At 72.7% G+C, this 14,979-nt stretch carries 12 protein-coding genes and 1 tRNA gene; 7 read left to right on the forward strand and 6 right to left on the reverse strand.

Annotated features, from left to right (window positions below):
- Window positions 1-74: 74 nt before the first annotated feature.
- Window positions 75-150: transfer RNA gene (locus VQ03_RS27035), tRNA-Ala, on the reverse strand.
- A 211-nt stretch (window positions 151-361) separates the two neighbouring features.
- Window positions 362-748 carry a TIGR02300 family protein gene (locus VQ03_RS27040; protein WP_083468243.1) on the reverse strand — a complete coding sequence of 129 codons (387 nt, stop codon included), beginning with the start codon at window positions 746-748 and terminating at the stop codon, window positions 362-364.
- A gap of 170 nt (window positions 749-918) precedes the next feature.
- Here VQ03_RS27040 and aroA point away from each other — a divergent pair, with 170 nt between their 5' ends.
- The 3 genes from aroA (at window position 919) to VQ03_RS27055 (ending at window position 4,646) form a co-directional block, all read left to right on the forward strand.
- On the forward strand, window positions 919-2,268 hold the full coding sequence (aroA, locus tag VQ03_RS27045) for a 3-phosphoshikimate 1-carboxyvinyltransferase (protein WP_048454019.1): 1,350 nt from the start codon (window positions 919-921) through the stop codon (window positions 2,266-2,268).
- Window positions 2,269-2,276: 8 nt separating this feature from the next.
- The gene (gene cmk / locus VQ03_RS27050) at window positions 2,277-2,909 is read left to right on the forward strand and encodes a (d)CMP kinase (protein ID WP_048454020.1); all 633 of its coding nucleotides are present in this window, start codon (window positions 2,277-2,279) and stop codon (window positions 2,907-2,909) included.
- 114 nt (window positions 2,910-3,023) lie between these two features.
- A complete protein-coding gene (locus VQ03_RS27055) occupies window positions 3,024-4,646 on the forward strand; it encodes an ABC-F family ATP-binding cassette domain-containing protein (RefSeq protein WP_048454021.1) in 1,623 nt (540 codons plus the stop codon).
- 10 nt (window positions 4,647-4,656) lie between these two features.
- Here the strand turns inward: VQ03_RS27055 and VQ03_RS27060 are convergent, their stop codons facing one another.
- Window positions 4,657-7,056, reverse strand: coding sequence for a putative bifunctional diguanylate cyclase/phosphodiesterase (locus tag VQ03_RS27060; protein ID WP_053078751.1), 2,400 nt, complete (start codon window positions 7,054-7,056; stop codon window positions 4,657-4,659).
- 177 nt (window positions 7,057-7,233) lie between these two features.
- Window positions 7,234-9,732 carry an ATP-dependent helicase HrpB gene (hrpB, locus tag VQ03_RS27065; RefSeq protein WP_048454040.1) on the reverse strand — a complete coding sequence of 833 codons (2,499 nt, stop codon included), beginning with the start codon at window positions 9,730-9,732 and terminating at the stop codon, window positions 7,234-7,236.
- A gap of 201 nt (window positions 9,733-9,933) precedes the next feature.
- On the opposite strand from hrpB, the gene VQ03_RS27070 reads away from it, so the two are divergent.
- The 4 genes from VQ03_RS27070 (at window position 9,934) to VQ03_RS27085 (ending at window position 12,847) form a co-directional block, all read left to right on the forward strand.
- Complete coding sequence (locus VQ03_RS27070) at window positions 9,934-10,230, forward strand: hypothetical protein (RefSeq protein ID WP_048454022.1); 297 nt, start codon at window positions 9,934-9,936, stop codon at window positions 10,228-10,230.
- A gap of 230 nt (window positions 10,231-10,460) precedes the next feature.
- A complete protein-coding gene (locus VQ03_RS27075) occupies window positions 10,461-10,967 on the forward strand; it encodes a YbaK/EbsC family protein (protein ID WP_048454023.1) in 507 nt (168 codons plus the stop codon).
- 131 nt (window positions 10,968-11,098) lie between these two features.
- Window positions 11,099-12,094, forward strand: coding sequence for a magnesium transporter CorA family protein (locus VQ03_RS27080; RefSeq protein ID WP_048454024.1), 996 nt, complete (start codon window positions 11,099-11,101; stop codon window positions 12,092-12,094).
- 27 nt (window positions 12,095-12,121) lie between these two features.
- Window positions 12,122-12,847 carry an SOS response-associated peptidase gene (locus VQ03_RS27085; protein ID WP_048454025.1) on the forward strand — a complete coding sequence of 242 codons (726 nt, stop codon included), beginning with the start codon at window positions 12,122-12,124 and terminating at the stop codon, window positions 12,845-12,847.
- A 7-nt stretch (window positions 12,848-12,854) separates the two neighbouring features.
- On the opposite strand, the gene leuD is transcribed toward VQ03_RS27085, so the two are convergent.
- Together leuD and leuC are read right to left on the reverse strand one after the other, a co-directional pair.
- Window positions 12,855-13,460 (reverse strand): 3-isopropylmalate dehydratase small subunit, encoded by a 606-nt coding sequence (gene leuD, locus VQ03_RS27090; RefSeq protein ID WP_048454026.1) that lies wholly within the window; start codon window positions 13,458-13,460, stop codon window positions 12,855-12,857.
- Between the two features lies 1 nt (window position 13,461).
- Window positions 13,462-14,868, reverse strand: coding sequence for a 3-isopropylmalate dehydratase large subunit (gene leuC / locus VQ03_RS27095; protein ID WP_048454027.1), 1,407 nt, complete (start codon window positions 14,866-14,868; stop codon window positions 13,462-13,464).
- Window positions 14,869-14,979: the final 111 nt, after the last annotated feature.

Here is a 14,979-nt window from a genome sequence, read left to right on the forward strand (position 1 = left end):
GGATGCCGGCGGGTCTCGTCAAGCCTGGGTCGCTGGTTGCGACCGCATCACGCCAGGCAGAGCCTGATGTGATTTGGTGGAGCTAAGCGGGATCGAACCGCTGACCTCCTGCATGCCATGCAGGCGCTCTCCCAGCTGAGCTATAGCCCCACGCTGCAGGACGTATGGGATCCGTCCCGGAACCGGCCGATGCCCTCGGGGAGGGCGTCGCCGGTGAGCGGCGGTATATGAGGGTGTGGCGCCGGACACAAGCCCTCGGGGCGGGTCTTCGCGAAGTTTTCGTGACTGTCGCGAATTCCGCTGGTGCATCAGAGGGTTGAGACGACAGCAGCCCGATGCCGCCGTCGCCCGCCCTCGAGGATCAGGATTCCTCGTCGCTCTCGATGTCGCCGTCGATGAAGTCGGAGACGTCGTCGCCGCCTTCCTCGTCCTCCTCCAGGAAGGTGTCGTCCTCGCCGCCGGCATCGCCCACATCGGCGTCGTCGTCGACCGACACGTCGGCGCCGTCCTCGGCAGCCTCGACCTCGTCGAGGGAGACCATCTCGGGGGCGCCGGCCTCCTCCTCGGTCTCTTCCTCGCGCGGGGCGCGGTTGGTGATCGCCGGGGCGGGGACGCGGGTGGAGGTGAGGGCGGCGACCTGGTAGACCGTGCCGCATTTCGGGCACACGGCAGGGTCCCTGCTGAGGTCGTAGAACTTCGCGCCGCAGCTCATGCACTGGCGCTTCAAGCCGAGTTCCGGTCTGGCCACGGTAGTCACGTTCCTGTCGATGTCGGTAAGAGTGGGTCCGGTTAGTCGCGCCCGCCAGCCCTGTCAAATACCCGTGGGGCCGGCGGATGACGCGGCGATGCCCGCGTGGTAACGACCCGGCCGTTTTCCCGCGCTTCTTTCGCGATTCTCGAGAACCAGGCCGTCTGCCCGTGTCGCACGATTCCACTCCGTCCCCGATCACCGCCCAGGCCGGGACGGCCCTGCGGGGCCGGCTGCGGCCGCCCGGCGACAAGTCGATCTCGCACCGGGCGATCATCCTCGGCCTGCTCAGCCTCGGCGAGACCCGGATCTCGGGCCTGCTGGAGGGCGACGACGTGCTGCGCACCGCCGCCGCCGCGAAGGCCCTCGGCGCCGGGATCGACCGGGACGGGGAGGGGCGCTGGCGGGTGCGCGGCGTCGGCGTCGGCGGCCTCTCCGATCCGGCCGGCGTGCTCGATTTCGGCAATGCCGGCACCGGCTCGCGGCTGATGATGGGCGTGGTCGGCGGCCACCCGGTCACCGCGACCTTCGACGGCGACGCCTCGCTCCGCAAGCGGCCGATGCGCCGGATCCTCGATCCGCTGGTGCAGATGGGCGTCACGGTGGTGGAGCAGGCCGAGGGCGGCCGGGTGCCGCTCACCCTGCGCGGCCCCCGCGAGGCGGTGCCGATCACCTATGAGAGCCCGGTCGCCTCGGCGCAGGTGAAGTCGGCGGTGCTGCTCGCCGGGCTCAACGCCCCGGGCACCACCACGGTGATCGAGGCGGCCGCCACCCGCGACCACACCGAGCGGATGCTGCGCCTGTTCGGCGCCACCGTCGCGGTCGAGGCGATCGGACCCGGCGGCCATGGCCGGCGCATCGCGCTCACCGGCCAGCCGACCCTGAACGCCACCGACGTGGTGGTGCCGGCCGATCCGTCCTCGGCGGCCTTCGCCCTCGTCGCCGGCCTGGTCGTGCCCGGTTCCGAGGTGGTGATCGAGGGGGTGATGATGAATCCCCTGCGTACCGGTCTCCTCACCACGCTCCTGGAGATGGGCGGCGACATCGAGCGGCTGAACGAGCGGGAGGAGGGCGGCGAGACCGTCGCCGACCTGCGGGTGCGCCACAGCCGCCTCAAGGGCGTCGCGGTGCCGCCCGAGCGCGCGCCGGCGATGATCGACGAATACCCCGTCCTCGCGGTGGCGGCGGCTTGCGCCGACGGCACCACCCGGATGCAGGGCCTGCACGAGCTGCGCGTCAAGGAATCCGACCGTCTCGCCGCGGTGGCGGCAGGGCTCAAGGCGAACGGCGTCTCCCACGTCGTCGAGGGCGACGACCTGATCGTCCACGGCAACGGGTCCGCGCCCGCCGGCGGCGGCACGGTCGAGACCCATCTCGACCACCGCATCGCGATGGCGTTCCTGGTCCTCGGGATGGTCGCCCGGGCGCCGGTGACCGTCGATGACGGCGCGATGATCGCGACGAGCTACCCGGCCTTCCTCACCGACATGCGGGCGCTCGGCGCCGCGCTCGACGCGTGAGGGTCGCGATGGTCATCGCGATCGACGGCCCGGCGGCCTCCGGCAAGGGCACGCTGGCCAAGCGCCTGGCGGCCCATTACCGCCTGCCGCACCTCGATACCGGCCTGCTCTACCGGGCCGTGGCGCTGACGCTGCTCGATGCCGGGCAGGACCTCGCCGACGAGGCTGCGGCCGCCGCCGCCGCGCAGGACCTCGCGCCGGGCTTCCTGGCCGATCCGCGCCTGCGCGGCAGCGCCATGGGCGAGGCGGCGTCGATCGTCTCGGCGCAACCGGCGGTCCGCGCCGCCCTCCTCGACTGGCAGCGCCGCTTCGCCGGCTCGGCCGAGGGCGCGGTGCTCGACGGGCGCGACATCGGCACCGTGGTCTGCCCGGACGCCGCCGTGAAGCTGTTCGTCACGGCCTCGGCCGAGGAGCGCGCCCGCCGCCGCCACCGCGAACTCGACGGACGGGGCGAGCAGGTGGCCTACGAGGCGGTGCTGGCCGACATCCTGCGCCGCGACGCCCGCGACGCCGACCGCAGCGCGGCGCCCCTGCGGGTGGCCGAGGACGCGGTGGTACTCGACACCACGGCCCTCGACGCCGACGCCGCCTTCCGGGCCGCCACCGACGTGGTCGACCGGCGCGGCAGGGCGCGGGACTGAGCGCCGGACCTTCTCCTCACTTCCACCTGACACCGCTGCGCCACGAAGCCGTGGCAGATCGTCTCGCTATCGCGCGCCTTCCGGCGCGCCCTCCACTCCGGACCTCCGCCTCCCATGATCCGCCTCGACAAGATCGCCAAGCAGAACGGCAACCAGCTCCTCTTCATCGAGGCCTCGGCGGCGCTGCAGCGCGGCGAGAAGGTCGGGCTCGTCGGTCCCAACGGGGCCGGCAAGACCACGCTGTTCCGGATGATCACCGGCGAGGAGCAGCCCGACGAGGGCCAGGTCTCGGCCGATCGCGGCATCACCATCGGCTATTTCAGCCAGGATGTCGGCGAGATGGCCGGCCGCTCCGTGCTGTCCGAGGTGATGGACGGTGCCGGCCCGGTGAGCGAGATCGCGGCGGAGCTGCGCGAGATCGAGACGGCGCTCGCCGATCCCGACCGGGCCGACGAGATGGAGGCCCTGGTCGAGCGCTATGGCGAGGTGCAGGGCCGGTTCGAGGAGCTCGGCGGCTACGCCCTGGAGGGCCGCGCGCACGAGGTGCTGGCGGGCCTGAGCTTTTCCCCTGAGATGATCGAGGGCGATGTCGGCGCGCTCTCGGGCGGCTGGAAGATGCGCGTCGCGCTCGCCCGCATCCTGCTGATGAACCCCGACGTGATGCTGCTCGACGAGCCGAGCAACCACCTCGACCTCGAGAGCCTGATCTGGCTCGAGGACTTCCTCAAGGGCTTCGACGGCGCCCTCCTGATGACCTCGCACGACCGGGCCTTCATGAACCGGATCGTCGGCAAGATCATCGAGATCGACGCCGGCTCGCTCACCACCTATTCGGGCGATTACACCTTCTACGAGCAGCAGCGGGCGCAGAACGAGGCGCAGCAGCAGGCGCAGTTCGAGCGCCAGCAGGCGATGCTGGCGAAGGAGATCAAGTTCATCGAGCGCTTCAAGGCGCGGGCCTCGCACGCCGCCCAGGTGCAGAGCCGGGTGAAGAAGCTCGACAAGATCGAACGCGTCGAGCCGCCCCGCCGCCGCCAGAGCGTCGCCTTCGACTTCCCCGCCGCCCCCCGCTCGGGCGACGACGTGATCAGCCTGAAATCCGTGCGCAAGAGCTACGGCAGCCGCACGATCTACGACGGGCTCGATTTCGGCATCCGCCGCAAGGAGCGCTGGTGCGTGATGGGCGTCAACGGCGCCGGCAAGTCGACGCTGCTCAAGCTCGCCACCGGCACCACCGCGCCGGATGCGGGAAGCGTGACGATCGGCGCCAGCGTGAAGCTCGGCTACTTCGCCCAGCACGCCATGGACACCCTCGACGGCGAGCGCACGGTGTTCGAGTTCCTGGAGGATTCCTTCCCGCAGGCGGGGCAGGGGTCGCTGCGCACGCTCGCCGGCTGCTTCGGCTTCTCGGGCGACGACGTCGAGAAGCGCTGCCGGGTGCTCTCGGGCGGCGAGAAGGCCCGGCTCGCCATGGCCAGGATGCTCTACGATCCGCCGAACTTCCTCGTCCTCGACGAGCCGACCAACCACCTCGACGTCGGCACCAAGGACATGCTGATCGCCGCGCTCGCCCAGTACGAGGGCACGATGCTGTTCGTCTCGCACGACCGGCACTTCCTCGCCGCCCTGTCGAACCGGGTGCTGGAACTGACGCCCGACGGCATCCATCAGTATGGCGGCGGCTACTCGGAATATGTCGAGAAGACCGGGCGCGAGGCGCCGGGCTTGCGGCACTGACCGGCTTCGGTCACGCGCCCCTCAGCATCGGCGCCACCGCCTCCGCCGCCACCGGCCGGCTGATGAGGTAGCCCTGCACCTCGGTGCAGCCCGCCCCGCGCAAGTGGGCCAGCTGCTCCTCGGTCTCGACGCCCTCGGCGGTGGTGGTCATGCCCATGCTGTCGGCGAGCGTCGTCACCGCCCGCACGATGGCGAGCGCGTCGGGACGCACCGAGAGGTCGGCCACGAAGGCGCGGTCGATCTTGATCTTGTCGAACGGGAAGGCCCGCAGGTAGCCGAGCGACGAGTAGCCGGTACCGAAATCGTCCATGGCGATGCGCACCCCGAGCCCTTTGAGCCGGTGCAGGATGGCGAGCGTCGAGGCGTCCTCCTGCAGCAGCACGCCCTCGGTGATCTCGAGTTCGAGCCGGTGCGGATCGAGATTCGCCTCGCGCAGGGCCGCGATCACGGTGGCGTCGATGTCGCCGCTGCGGAACTGCACCGGCGAGAGGTTGACCGAGACCCGGAGGGCTTGCGGCCACCGTGCCGCCTCGCGGCAGGCCTGGCGCAGGACCCATTCGCCCAGCGGCACGATCATGCCGGTCTCCTCCGCGACCGGCACGAAGGCGGCGGGGCTCACCACGCCGCGGGCCGGGTGGTGCCAGCGCACCAGGGCCTCGAAGCCGGCGATCCGGTTGGCCGCGAGGCCGAGGAACGGCTGGAACGCGAGGGCGAATTGCTGCTCGGCGAGCGCCGTCCGCAGATCGAGCTCGACGCCGCGCCGGGTCTGGATCGCCACGTCCATGGCGGGCTCGAAGAAGCGGTGGATGCCCCGCCCCTCGGCCTTGGCGCGGTAGAGCGCCATGTCGGCGGCCCGCAGCAGGCCTTCCGGATCCTGCCCGTCGGTCGGCGTGAGCGCGATGCCGGCGCTGAGGCCCACGGCGATGCGCTTGCCGTCGATCTCGTAGTCGCGCGCGACCGCCTCGATCAGCCGGCCGGCGAGGCGCCCGGCCCGGAAGCGCGTGGTCGGCCGCAGAACAAGGGCGAACTCGTCGCCGCCGAGGCGGGCCAGGATCGCGAGCCCGCCCTCCGCCTCGTTCCGGATCACGGCATTCAGCCGGGCGGTCACCTGGCACAGCAGCTTGTCGCCGACGGCGTGGCCGAGGGTGTCGTTGACGGCCTTGAAGCGGTCGAGGTCGAGGCACAGGACCGCCGTGACCCCGCCGCCGCGCGCCAGCGCCTCGGCCAGGCCCTCGTGCAGCAGGGCACGGTTGGGCAGGCCGGTCAGCGCGTCGTGACGGGCCATGTGGACGATCTGAGCCTCGGCCCGCTTGGCCGCCGTGACGTCCTCGTGCACCGTCACGAAGCCGCCCTCCGGGGCCGGTGCGTAGGTCACGGCGATGACCCGACCGTCGGCCAGGGTCTGGTCGAGGCGGTAGCGGGTGCGGCTGGCCAGCCGCTCGGACACCTGCCGCCAGGCCTCCTCCGGCGTGAGCCCCGGGAAGTTGCCGGCCTCGGTGCGTCGGTGGATCAGCTCCTCCGCGGTAATGCCCGGATGCACGGTCTCGGGCGACAGGCCGTAGAGGTCGAGGAACTGCCGGTTCACGACGGTGACCCGGTGCGCGGCGTCGAACAGGACGAGGCCGTGCGACATGTGGGTCAGCGCGTGGTCGAGGCGGCTCTTCTGCTCGGCCAGCTTCGCGTCGGCCCGCGCCCGATCGGTCGCATCCTCGTGGAGCACCAGGGTGCTGCCGTCGGGAAGCGGCGCGATGGTGGTCGTGAGCAGGACGCCGCCCGGCAAATGCCGCTCGCGTCGCAGCCGGATCCGCTGCGCGATGCGCGCGGAGACGAAGGCCCAGGCCTCGTCGGGACTCAGGTGCGGGAAGTTGCCGGTGCCGGCGCTGGCGCGGACCATCTGCTCGAGCGGTGTGCCGAGGCGCATCAGGTCGGGCGGCAGCCCGAAGAGCTCGCCGAGCCGATCGTTCACGGCGATCAGCCGCAGGTCGGCGTCGAACAGGCTGACGCCGATGGGCATGCTCGCCACCACCGCCTCGAAGCGTCGCGTCAGCGCCTCCAGGCCTCGCGCCGCGTCGACCTGCGCGACTGCCGGCACGGACAGCTCGGCGCAGCATCCGCGCCAGCCCGCGACGGTCCCGTCCGCCGCGAGGCGGGGCGCCCCGCCGAACCGGAACCACCGGGTGCGCCCGTCGCGGTGCCGGTGCGGCAGGACCACGTCCCGGAACGCCTGCCGGCCCCGGAGCGGGGCATCGTCGCCCGCGCCGTGACCGGACAGCCCCGGCCAGGCCCGGCCGATCGGTTCGGCCTCGCCGGTCAGGGCCTCGTAGCGTCCGCGCATCTCGGTCAGCCGCAGCTCCGCGTCGGTCGCCCAGACCCAATCGGCGGCGAAGGTGTCGAGATCGTCGGGCAGCATCGCACGGTCTTCTTCTGGCCGACGGAAAGTCTCACAACTTCACTGCGATTTCGTTTCCCGGATTGCAGGAGCGGCAGACCCGCTACCTGCGGTAAGGGCGGGTGCGCGGACGAGATTTCCCCGGCCATCCGGAGGACGCGCTGCGTCGGGGCTCCCCGGCCTCAGGCGCATGCGCCGTCACGTCCCCCGCGGCTTCGCCCGCCGGGTCGGCGGGGCGGTGGTCGGGTCCTCGGGCCAGGGGTGGCGGGGATACTGGCCGCGCATGTCGGCCCGGACCGCGGCCCAGGAACCGCGCCAGAAGCCCGGCAGGTCGCGGGTGATCTGGATCGGGCGCTGGGCCGGCGAGAGCAGGTGGAGCACCAGCGGCACGCGCCCGCCGCCGATGGTCGGGTGGCGGGTGAGGCCGAACAGCTCCTGCACCCGCACGGCGAGGACGGGGCCGCCCTCGGCGGCGTAGTCGACCGGGATGCGCGAGCCGGTCGGGACCTCGATATGGGTCGGTGCCTCGGCATCGAGGCGGGCCCGGAGGTTCCAGGGCACGAGGTCGTGCAGGGCCTCGGAGAGGCGGTCGGCACCGATCTCGTCGAGGCGGGTGAGGCCGGTCAGGTGCGGCCCGAGCCAGTCGGGCAGGGTCTCGGCGAGGTGGGAATCCGAGAGGTCGGGCCAGGGCTCGCCCTCGGCCGCGCGCAGGAACATCACCCGCTCGCGCCATTGCTGCGCCGCCTTCGACCAGGGCAGGACGGCGACCCCGAGGGAGGCGAGGCCGCGGGCGAGGATCGCGGCGCTGTCCGCGTCGGGCGGGACCGGCAGGATCCGCTCGGCCAGCGCGACGGCGCCGAGGCGGCGCTGGGCCCGGGCGCGCAGCGCTCCGGCCTCGGGGTCGAACTCGACCCGGGTGCGGGCCTCGATGCGGTCGGCGAACAGGGCCTCGATGGCGGGAAGCGCGATCGGGGCCGCGGCGAGGATGCGCGAGGACGAGGCCTTGCCGACGATCTCGGCCACCGCCAGGAACGGCTCGCGGGCGAGGCCGGCGGCGGGATCGAGGGCGGCGCCCCGGCCATTGGCCAGGACGTACTCGCCGGGCCTGCCGCGCGCCCGGGCGATCCGGTCCGGATAGGCCAGCGCCAGGAGCGTGCCGGTGTCGGGCGTTCCGGCGGGGCGGGCGGCCTCGACCATCGCCACCGCCATCCTGGCCCAGCCGGCGGCGAGGCGGCGCATGTCCTCGGCCCGTCCCGAGCGGTCGCGGCGATAGCGCTCGACCCGGTCGGCGAGGTCGACGGCGTCGCCGCCGAGGCCGCGCTCCACCAGCACGGCCGCCACGTCGGCGGCGGCCCGCGCCGCCTCGCGGCCGCTTTCGGCGGCGCTCACCACCATGCGGGCGAGGCGCGGCGGCAGGGGGAGGGCGCGCAGGGCGCGGCCGGCGGCCGTCAGGCGTCCGTCACCGTCGAGGGCGTCGAGGCCGGCCAGCAGCGCCCGGGCCTCGGCGAGCGCCGGAGCCGGGGGCGGGTCGAGGAAGGGCAGGGTGGTCGGGTCGGCGACGCCCCAGGCGGCGCAATCGAGCACCAGCCCGGCGAGGTCGGCGGCGAGGATCTCGGGCCGGGTGAAGGGCTCGAGCGCGCCGGTGGCCGCCTCCGCCCACAGCCGGTAGCAGATCCCGGCCTGGGTGCGGCCGGCGCGGCCCCGGCGCTGGTCGACGGAGGCGCGGGAGGCGCGCTGGGTGACGAGGCGGGTCAACCCGAGATCCGGCTCGTAGACCGGCACCCGGGCGAGGCCCGAATCGACCACCACCCGCACCCCCTCGATGGTGAGCGAGGTCTCGGCGATGGAGGTGGCGAGCACCACCTTGCGGCGCCCCGCCGGGCTCGGCCGCACCGCCCGGTCCTGCTCCGCCCGGTCGAGGGCGCCGTAGAGCGGGGCGAGGTCGATGTCGGGGAGCTCGGTCAGGCGCTCGCGCAGGCGCTCCTCGGTGCGGCGGATCTCGGCCTGTCCCGGCAGGAAGGCGAGGACCGAGCCGGGCTCGGCCCGCAGCGCCCGCATCACCGCGTCGGTCACCGCGTCCTCGATGCGCGCCTGCGGGTCGCGGTCGAGGTAGCGGGTCTCGACCGGGAAGGCCCGGCCCTCGGACAGGATCACCGGGGCGTCCCCCATCAGGGCGGAGACGCGGGCGCCGTCGATCGTCGCCGACATCGCCAGCAGGCGCAGGTCCTCGCGCAGCGCTCCTTGCGCGTCGAGGGCGAGCGCCAGGCCGAGATCGGCGTCGAGGGAGCGCTCGTGGAACTCGTCGAACAGCACCGCGGCGATGCCGGCGAGTTCGGGATCGTCGAGGATCATGCGGGCGAAGACGCCCTCGGTGACGACCTCGATCCGGGTGCGGGCCGACACCTTCGAGCCGAGGCGCACCCGCAGGCCCACCGTCTCGCCGACCGCCTCGCCCAGGGTCGCGGCCATGCGCTCGGCGGCGGCCCGGGCGGCGAGGCGGCGCGGCTCCAGGAGGATGACGCGGCGGTCGCCGCGCCAGGGCGCCCCCAGAAGGGCGAGCGGCACCCGGGTGGTCTTGCCGGCCCCCGGCGGCGCCACCAGAACCGCGTTGGGGCGGCCGCCCGCCGCGGGGGCGGCGAGGGCCGCCGCGAGGTCGCCGAGGACGGCATCGATCGGCAGGGAAGGGACGGAAGGCATGGCCGCCGGGATGGCGGAGGCGGTCCGCCGGCGCAAGCCCGGACCGCGGGCGCGCAGGGACGGCAAGGAGCGCCTTCCCCGAGAGACCGGCCCGCCGAGGATGTTTTCCCGATGATTTCCCATACCGCAGCGGAACCGGGCGCGAGGCGGGCCATTGACGCACAGGTTGGCCGAGGGGGCCAACGCCCGGAGAAGACCTCGATGAAGTCCCTGACCCTGGCCCTGGCGGCGAGCGTGCTGCTGGGCGGTCTCGCCCTGACTCCGGCCTCGGCTGCCGTGACCGGCCCCGCTCCGGCCGTCGCCGGCCACGAGTCGACCGTCGAGCACGTCGCCATGCGCCGCCACCACCATTACCGCCACATGAAGCGGCACGATCGCCACATGCGCCGGCACATGCGCCGCAACCACATGCGGGCCGGCGACCCGAACGCCCGCAACCCGTCGCGCCCGGGCTACCAGCAGCAGCGCGGCAACACATCGGGCGGTCCCCGCTACTGATGTCCGATCGCGGGCGCGGGGACCCCGCCCGCGACCCCGCGTCCCTTCTGCATCCGGGGTTCCCCGGAGACGCGAGGAGGGACGCGCCACAAGGCTTGCGCGGGCGAGCGCGCCGGGCCAAGGGAAGCCGGAGCCAAGGGAAGCCGGAGGAAGGAAGCCGGACCGGCACCCCTCGAACCTGAGAGCCCGCCCGTGATCGACACTCTCCTGCCGCGCGGGGCCGCCCGCCGATGAGCCTCGCCTCCGTCAAGGCCGACCTCGCCGCGCGCGCCCCCGATCTCACCGTGCTCGAGACCGAGGCGAGCTCGGCCACCGTGGCCCTGGCCGCGGCTGCCCACGGCGTCGAGCCGGCCCGCATCGCCAAGACCCTGTCGCTGCGCCTCGGCGAGCGCGTCGTGCTGCTGGTCGCCCGGGGCGATGCCCGCCTCGACAACCGCAAGGTCAAGGCCGCCTTCGGGGTCAAGCCCCGGATGCTGGGCGCGGAGGAGGTGGAGGCGCTCACCGGCCATCCCGTCGGCGGCGTCTGCCCGTTCGGCCTCGCCACCCCGCTCCCGGTCTATTGCGACGTGAGCCTGAAGGCTTTCGACGAAGTGGTGCCGGCGGCGGGCTCGCCCCACAGCGCCGTGCGGATCGCCCCGGAGCGCATGGCGGCGCTGACCGGAGCGGAGTGGGTCGACGTCTGCCAGCCGCCGGCCGAGGCCGGGGTGAATGCCGCCGGCGAGACCGTGGGGGCCTGACCGCGCGCGAAAACACCGGGCGGCTGTGGACCGGGCGTCATCGACAATCGGGACGCCCGAGACCTAGCTGTCACGGAGCCTTCAAGCGGCCGGGCCAGAAGGCCTCTCCCGCCCCCGCCAGGGATCGTCCCTTGATCTTCGTCCATCAGCCGAATGCCTGCGCCAGCACCGGTCAGCCGCTCCTCGAGCGGCGCCTGCTCGAGATGTCGGAGCCGATCCCGCCGGACGCGCTCTGGATCGACCTGATCGAGCCCACCCGCCAGGAGGACCACAAGGTCGAGGCGTATCTGGGCATCTCGATTCCGACCCGGGAGGAGATGCAGGACATCGAGCCCTCGGAGCTGCTCTACGTCGAGAACGGCGCCCGCTACATGACCGGGCGGCTGCTGTGCCGGGTCGATACCGACGACGCGATGCTCACCGGCGTCACCTTCATCCTGCGCGACAACAAGCTCGCCACGGTGCGCTACGACGATCCGCAGGCGTTCCGGATGTTCGTGCACCGTGCCGCACGGCCGGCCGGGGTGATGCTGACCGGCGAGGCGATCCTGGCCGGCCTGATCGAGACCGTGATCGACCGCGCCGCCGACGTGCTCCAGCTCCAGGGCGAGCGGATCGACCGGCTCTCGCGCCTGATCTTCGCCGAGCATGCCGACCCGAGCGCCCGCAACGCCGAATTGCAGAACACCCTGCGGGCCCTGGGACGCCACAACGAGTTGCTGTCGCAGCAGCGCGAGAGCCTGGTCTCGGTCGAGCGCATCCTGCTCTCGCTCTCGGCGAGCTACCGGGCCAGCAAGGCGCCGCGGGAGATCCGCGAGGAAGTCCGCTCCACCCTGCGCGACCTGCAGTCGCTCGAGGAGCATGCGAGCTTCCTCTCGGGCAAGATCCAGTTCCTGCTCGACGCCACCCTCGGCCTCGTCAACCTCGAGCAGAACAACATCATCAAGCTGTTCTCGGTCATGGCGGTGGTGTTCATGCCGCCGACCCTGATCGCCTCGATGTACGGCATGAACTTCAAGGTGATGCCGGAACTCGACTGGGGCTTCGGCTACCCGATGGCGGTGGTGATGATGGTGGTGGCGGCGATCCTGCCCTACGCCTTCTTCCGCTGGAAGCGCTGGCTGTGACGGACTGACGGCGTGATACACTGAACCATGTGCGGCCGCTTCTTCGTCACCTCCTCGCCCGAGACCTTCCGGGAGACCTACGGCTACGCCGAGCAGCCGAACTTCCCGGCCCGCCACAACGTGGCGCCGACCCAGCCGGTGGCGGTCGTCACCGCCGAGCACGGGCGGCGGCGCTTCGTACTGATGCGGTGGGGCTTCCTGCCGGCCTGGGTCAAGGATCCGGACGATTTCCCCCTCGTCATCAACGCCCGGATCGAGACCGCGGCGGAGAAGCCGAGCTTCCGCAATGCCCTGCGCTACCGGCGCTGCATCGTTCTCGCGGACGGCTTCTACGAGTGGCGCCGCGGCGGGCCCCGCGGCCAGCCGCCTTACGCGATCCGCCGGGCCGACGGCCGCCCGATGGCGCTCGCCGGCCTGTGGGAGACCTGGAGCAGCCGCGACGGCTCGGAGATCGACACCGCCGCGATCGTCACCTGCGGCGCCAACGGGCTCCTCGCCGGGATCCACGAGCGCATGCCGGCGATCCTGTCGCCGGAGGGGGTCGATCGCTGGCTCGACCTGCGCGACGTCGATGCGGGGGCGGCGGCCGCCCTGTGCCGGCCGGCGCCGGAGGAATGGCTGGACCTCGCGCCGGCGAGCCGGCGGGTCAACGACGTGCGCAACGACGAGTCCGGGCTGCTGCGGCCGGACGAGGAAGCCCCGGCGCCGCCACCGCCGGAGCGGCCGAACGAGGCGCAGGGGTCGTTGTTCTAGGATCGCGTCACGTCCCGGCAGGCACCCGCCACGGCTCCTCGGCCGCCACCCTGGCCTCGAAGGCCGCGATGGCCTCGGCGTGCTCCAGGGTCAGCGCCACGTCGTCCAGGCCCTCGACGAGGCAGCGCTTCTTGAACGGATCGATCTCGAAGGGGAGCGCGTCCCCGTCCGGGCCGGTCACGGTCTGGGCCGGCAGGTCGACCGTGACGGCGGCGCCGGGCGATGCCGCGAGGCGTGCGCGCAGAGCCGCCACCGTCTGCTCCGGCAGGGTCACGGTCAGGAGCCCGTTCTTGGCCGCGTTCGAGGCGAAGATGTCGCCGAAGCTCGGGGCGATGACGCAGCGGATGCCGCCATCGACCAGGGCGTAGACGGCTCCCTCCCGGGACGAGCCGCAGCCGAAATTGCGATCGGCCACCAGGATGCCGGCGCCCCTGTAAGCCGGCGCGTCGAGGGGATAGTCCTCGCTCCGGCGGCGCTCGTCGTGGAACAGGAAGTTGCCGTAGCCGGCTTTGCGCGGCTTCTTCAGGAAGCGGGCCGGCAGGATCTGGTCGGTGTCGATGTTGGCCACGTCGAGCGGGGCCGCGACGGCGCTGAGAGTCGTGAAGGGCTGCATGTCAGCGGTTCCCGAGCCGGCGGATATCGGTGAGGCGGCCGGTGACGGCGGCGGCCGCCGCCATGGCAGGGCTCATCAGGTGGGTGCGGGCGTTCGGGCCCTGGCGGCCGGGGAAGTTGCGGTTGGTGGTGGAGGCGCAGCGCTCGCCCGCCGGCACGAGGTCGCCGTTGATGCCGACGCACATCGAGCAGCCCGGCTCGCCCCATTCGAGGCCGGCCTCGCGAAACACCTGGTCGAGCCCCTCCGCCTCGGCCTGGCGCCGCACCGGGCCGGAGCCCGGCACGACGAGGCCGGGAACCCGCGCCTTCTGGCCGCGCAGGACCGTCGCGGCGGCGCGCAGGTCCTCGATGCGCGAATTGGTGCAGGAGCCGATGAACACCCGGTCGATCGCGACCGATTCGAGCGGCGTGCCGGGGGTGAGGCCCATATAGTCGAGCATCGCCCGCATCTGGCCGGCCTTGGTGGCATCGGGCTCGGCGCCCGGATCCGGCACCGCGGCAGTGACCGGCAGGGCCGTCTCGGGGCTGGTGCCCCAGGTGACGGCCGGGGCGATGGCCGCCGCGTCGAGCGTGACCTCGCGGTCGAACCGGGCGCCCTCGTCGCTGGGGAGTTGCCGCCAGGCCGCCACCGCCTGCTCGAACACGGCGCCCTTCGGGGCGTAGGGCCGGCCTTCGAGGAACGCGAAGGTGGTGTCGTCGGGGGCGATCATGCCGGCCCGCGCGCCGGCCTCGATCGACATGTTGCAGATGGTGAGTCGCCCCTCCATCGACAGGCCGCGGATGGCGCTGCCGGCATATTCGAGCACGTGCCCGACCGCGCCGCCGGCGCCGACACCTGCGATGATCGCCAGGATCACGTCCTTGGCGGTGACGTGCGGGCCGAGCACGCCGTCGATGCCGACCCGCAGCGTCTTCGGCCGGCGCTGCCACAGCGCCTGCGTCGCGAGGACATGCGCCACTTCCGTCGCCCCGATCCCGAAGCCGAGCGCCCCGAAGGCGCCGTGGGTCGAGGTGTGGGAATCGCCGCAGACGATGGTGAGGCCCGGCAGCGTCAGACCTTGTTCCGGCGCCAGCACGTGGACGATGCCCTGAGCCCGGTCATCGAGGCCGAAATGCCGGATGCCGTGCCGGCCGGCATTGTCGGCGAGCGTCGCGACCATGTTGGCGATCTCGGGATCCGGGATCGGTCCGTCGCGGTCGCGGGAGGGGACGTAATGGTCGGCCACCGCGAAGGTCAGCTCCGGCCGTCGGATGTTTCGACCGGCATGGTCGAGCATCCCGAAGGCATGGAACGAGCCCTCGTGCAGCAGGTGCCGGTCGATGGCGAGGAGCGCCTGCCCGTCGGGCCGTGTCGCCATGACGTGGGCGTCCCAGACCTTGTCGAGGAGGGTGCGGGGTTGCGGGGTCATCGGGCGTCCTCCGCCGTGTTCATTGATATGGGATCGCGAGAAGAGGGTTGGATGTGGTCCGGCGTTGGTGTTTTAGCGAGACCGGGAAGACAAATTTGGGGCCTCGAATAG

The sequence above is a fragment of the Methylobacterium tarhaniae genome, from assembly GCF_001043955.1.
GTDB lineage: Bacteria > Pseudomonadota > Alphaproteobacteria > Rhizobiales > Beijerinckiaceae > Methylobacterium > Methylobacterium tarhaniae.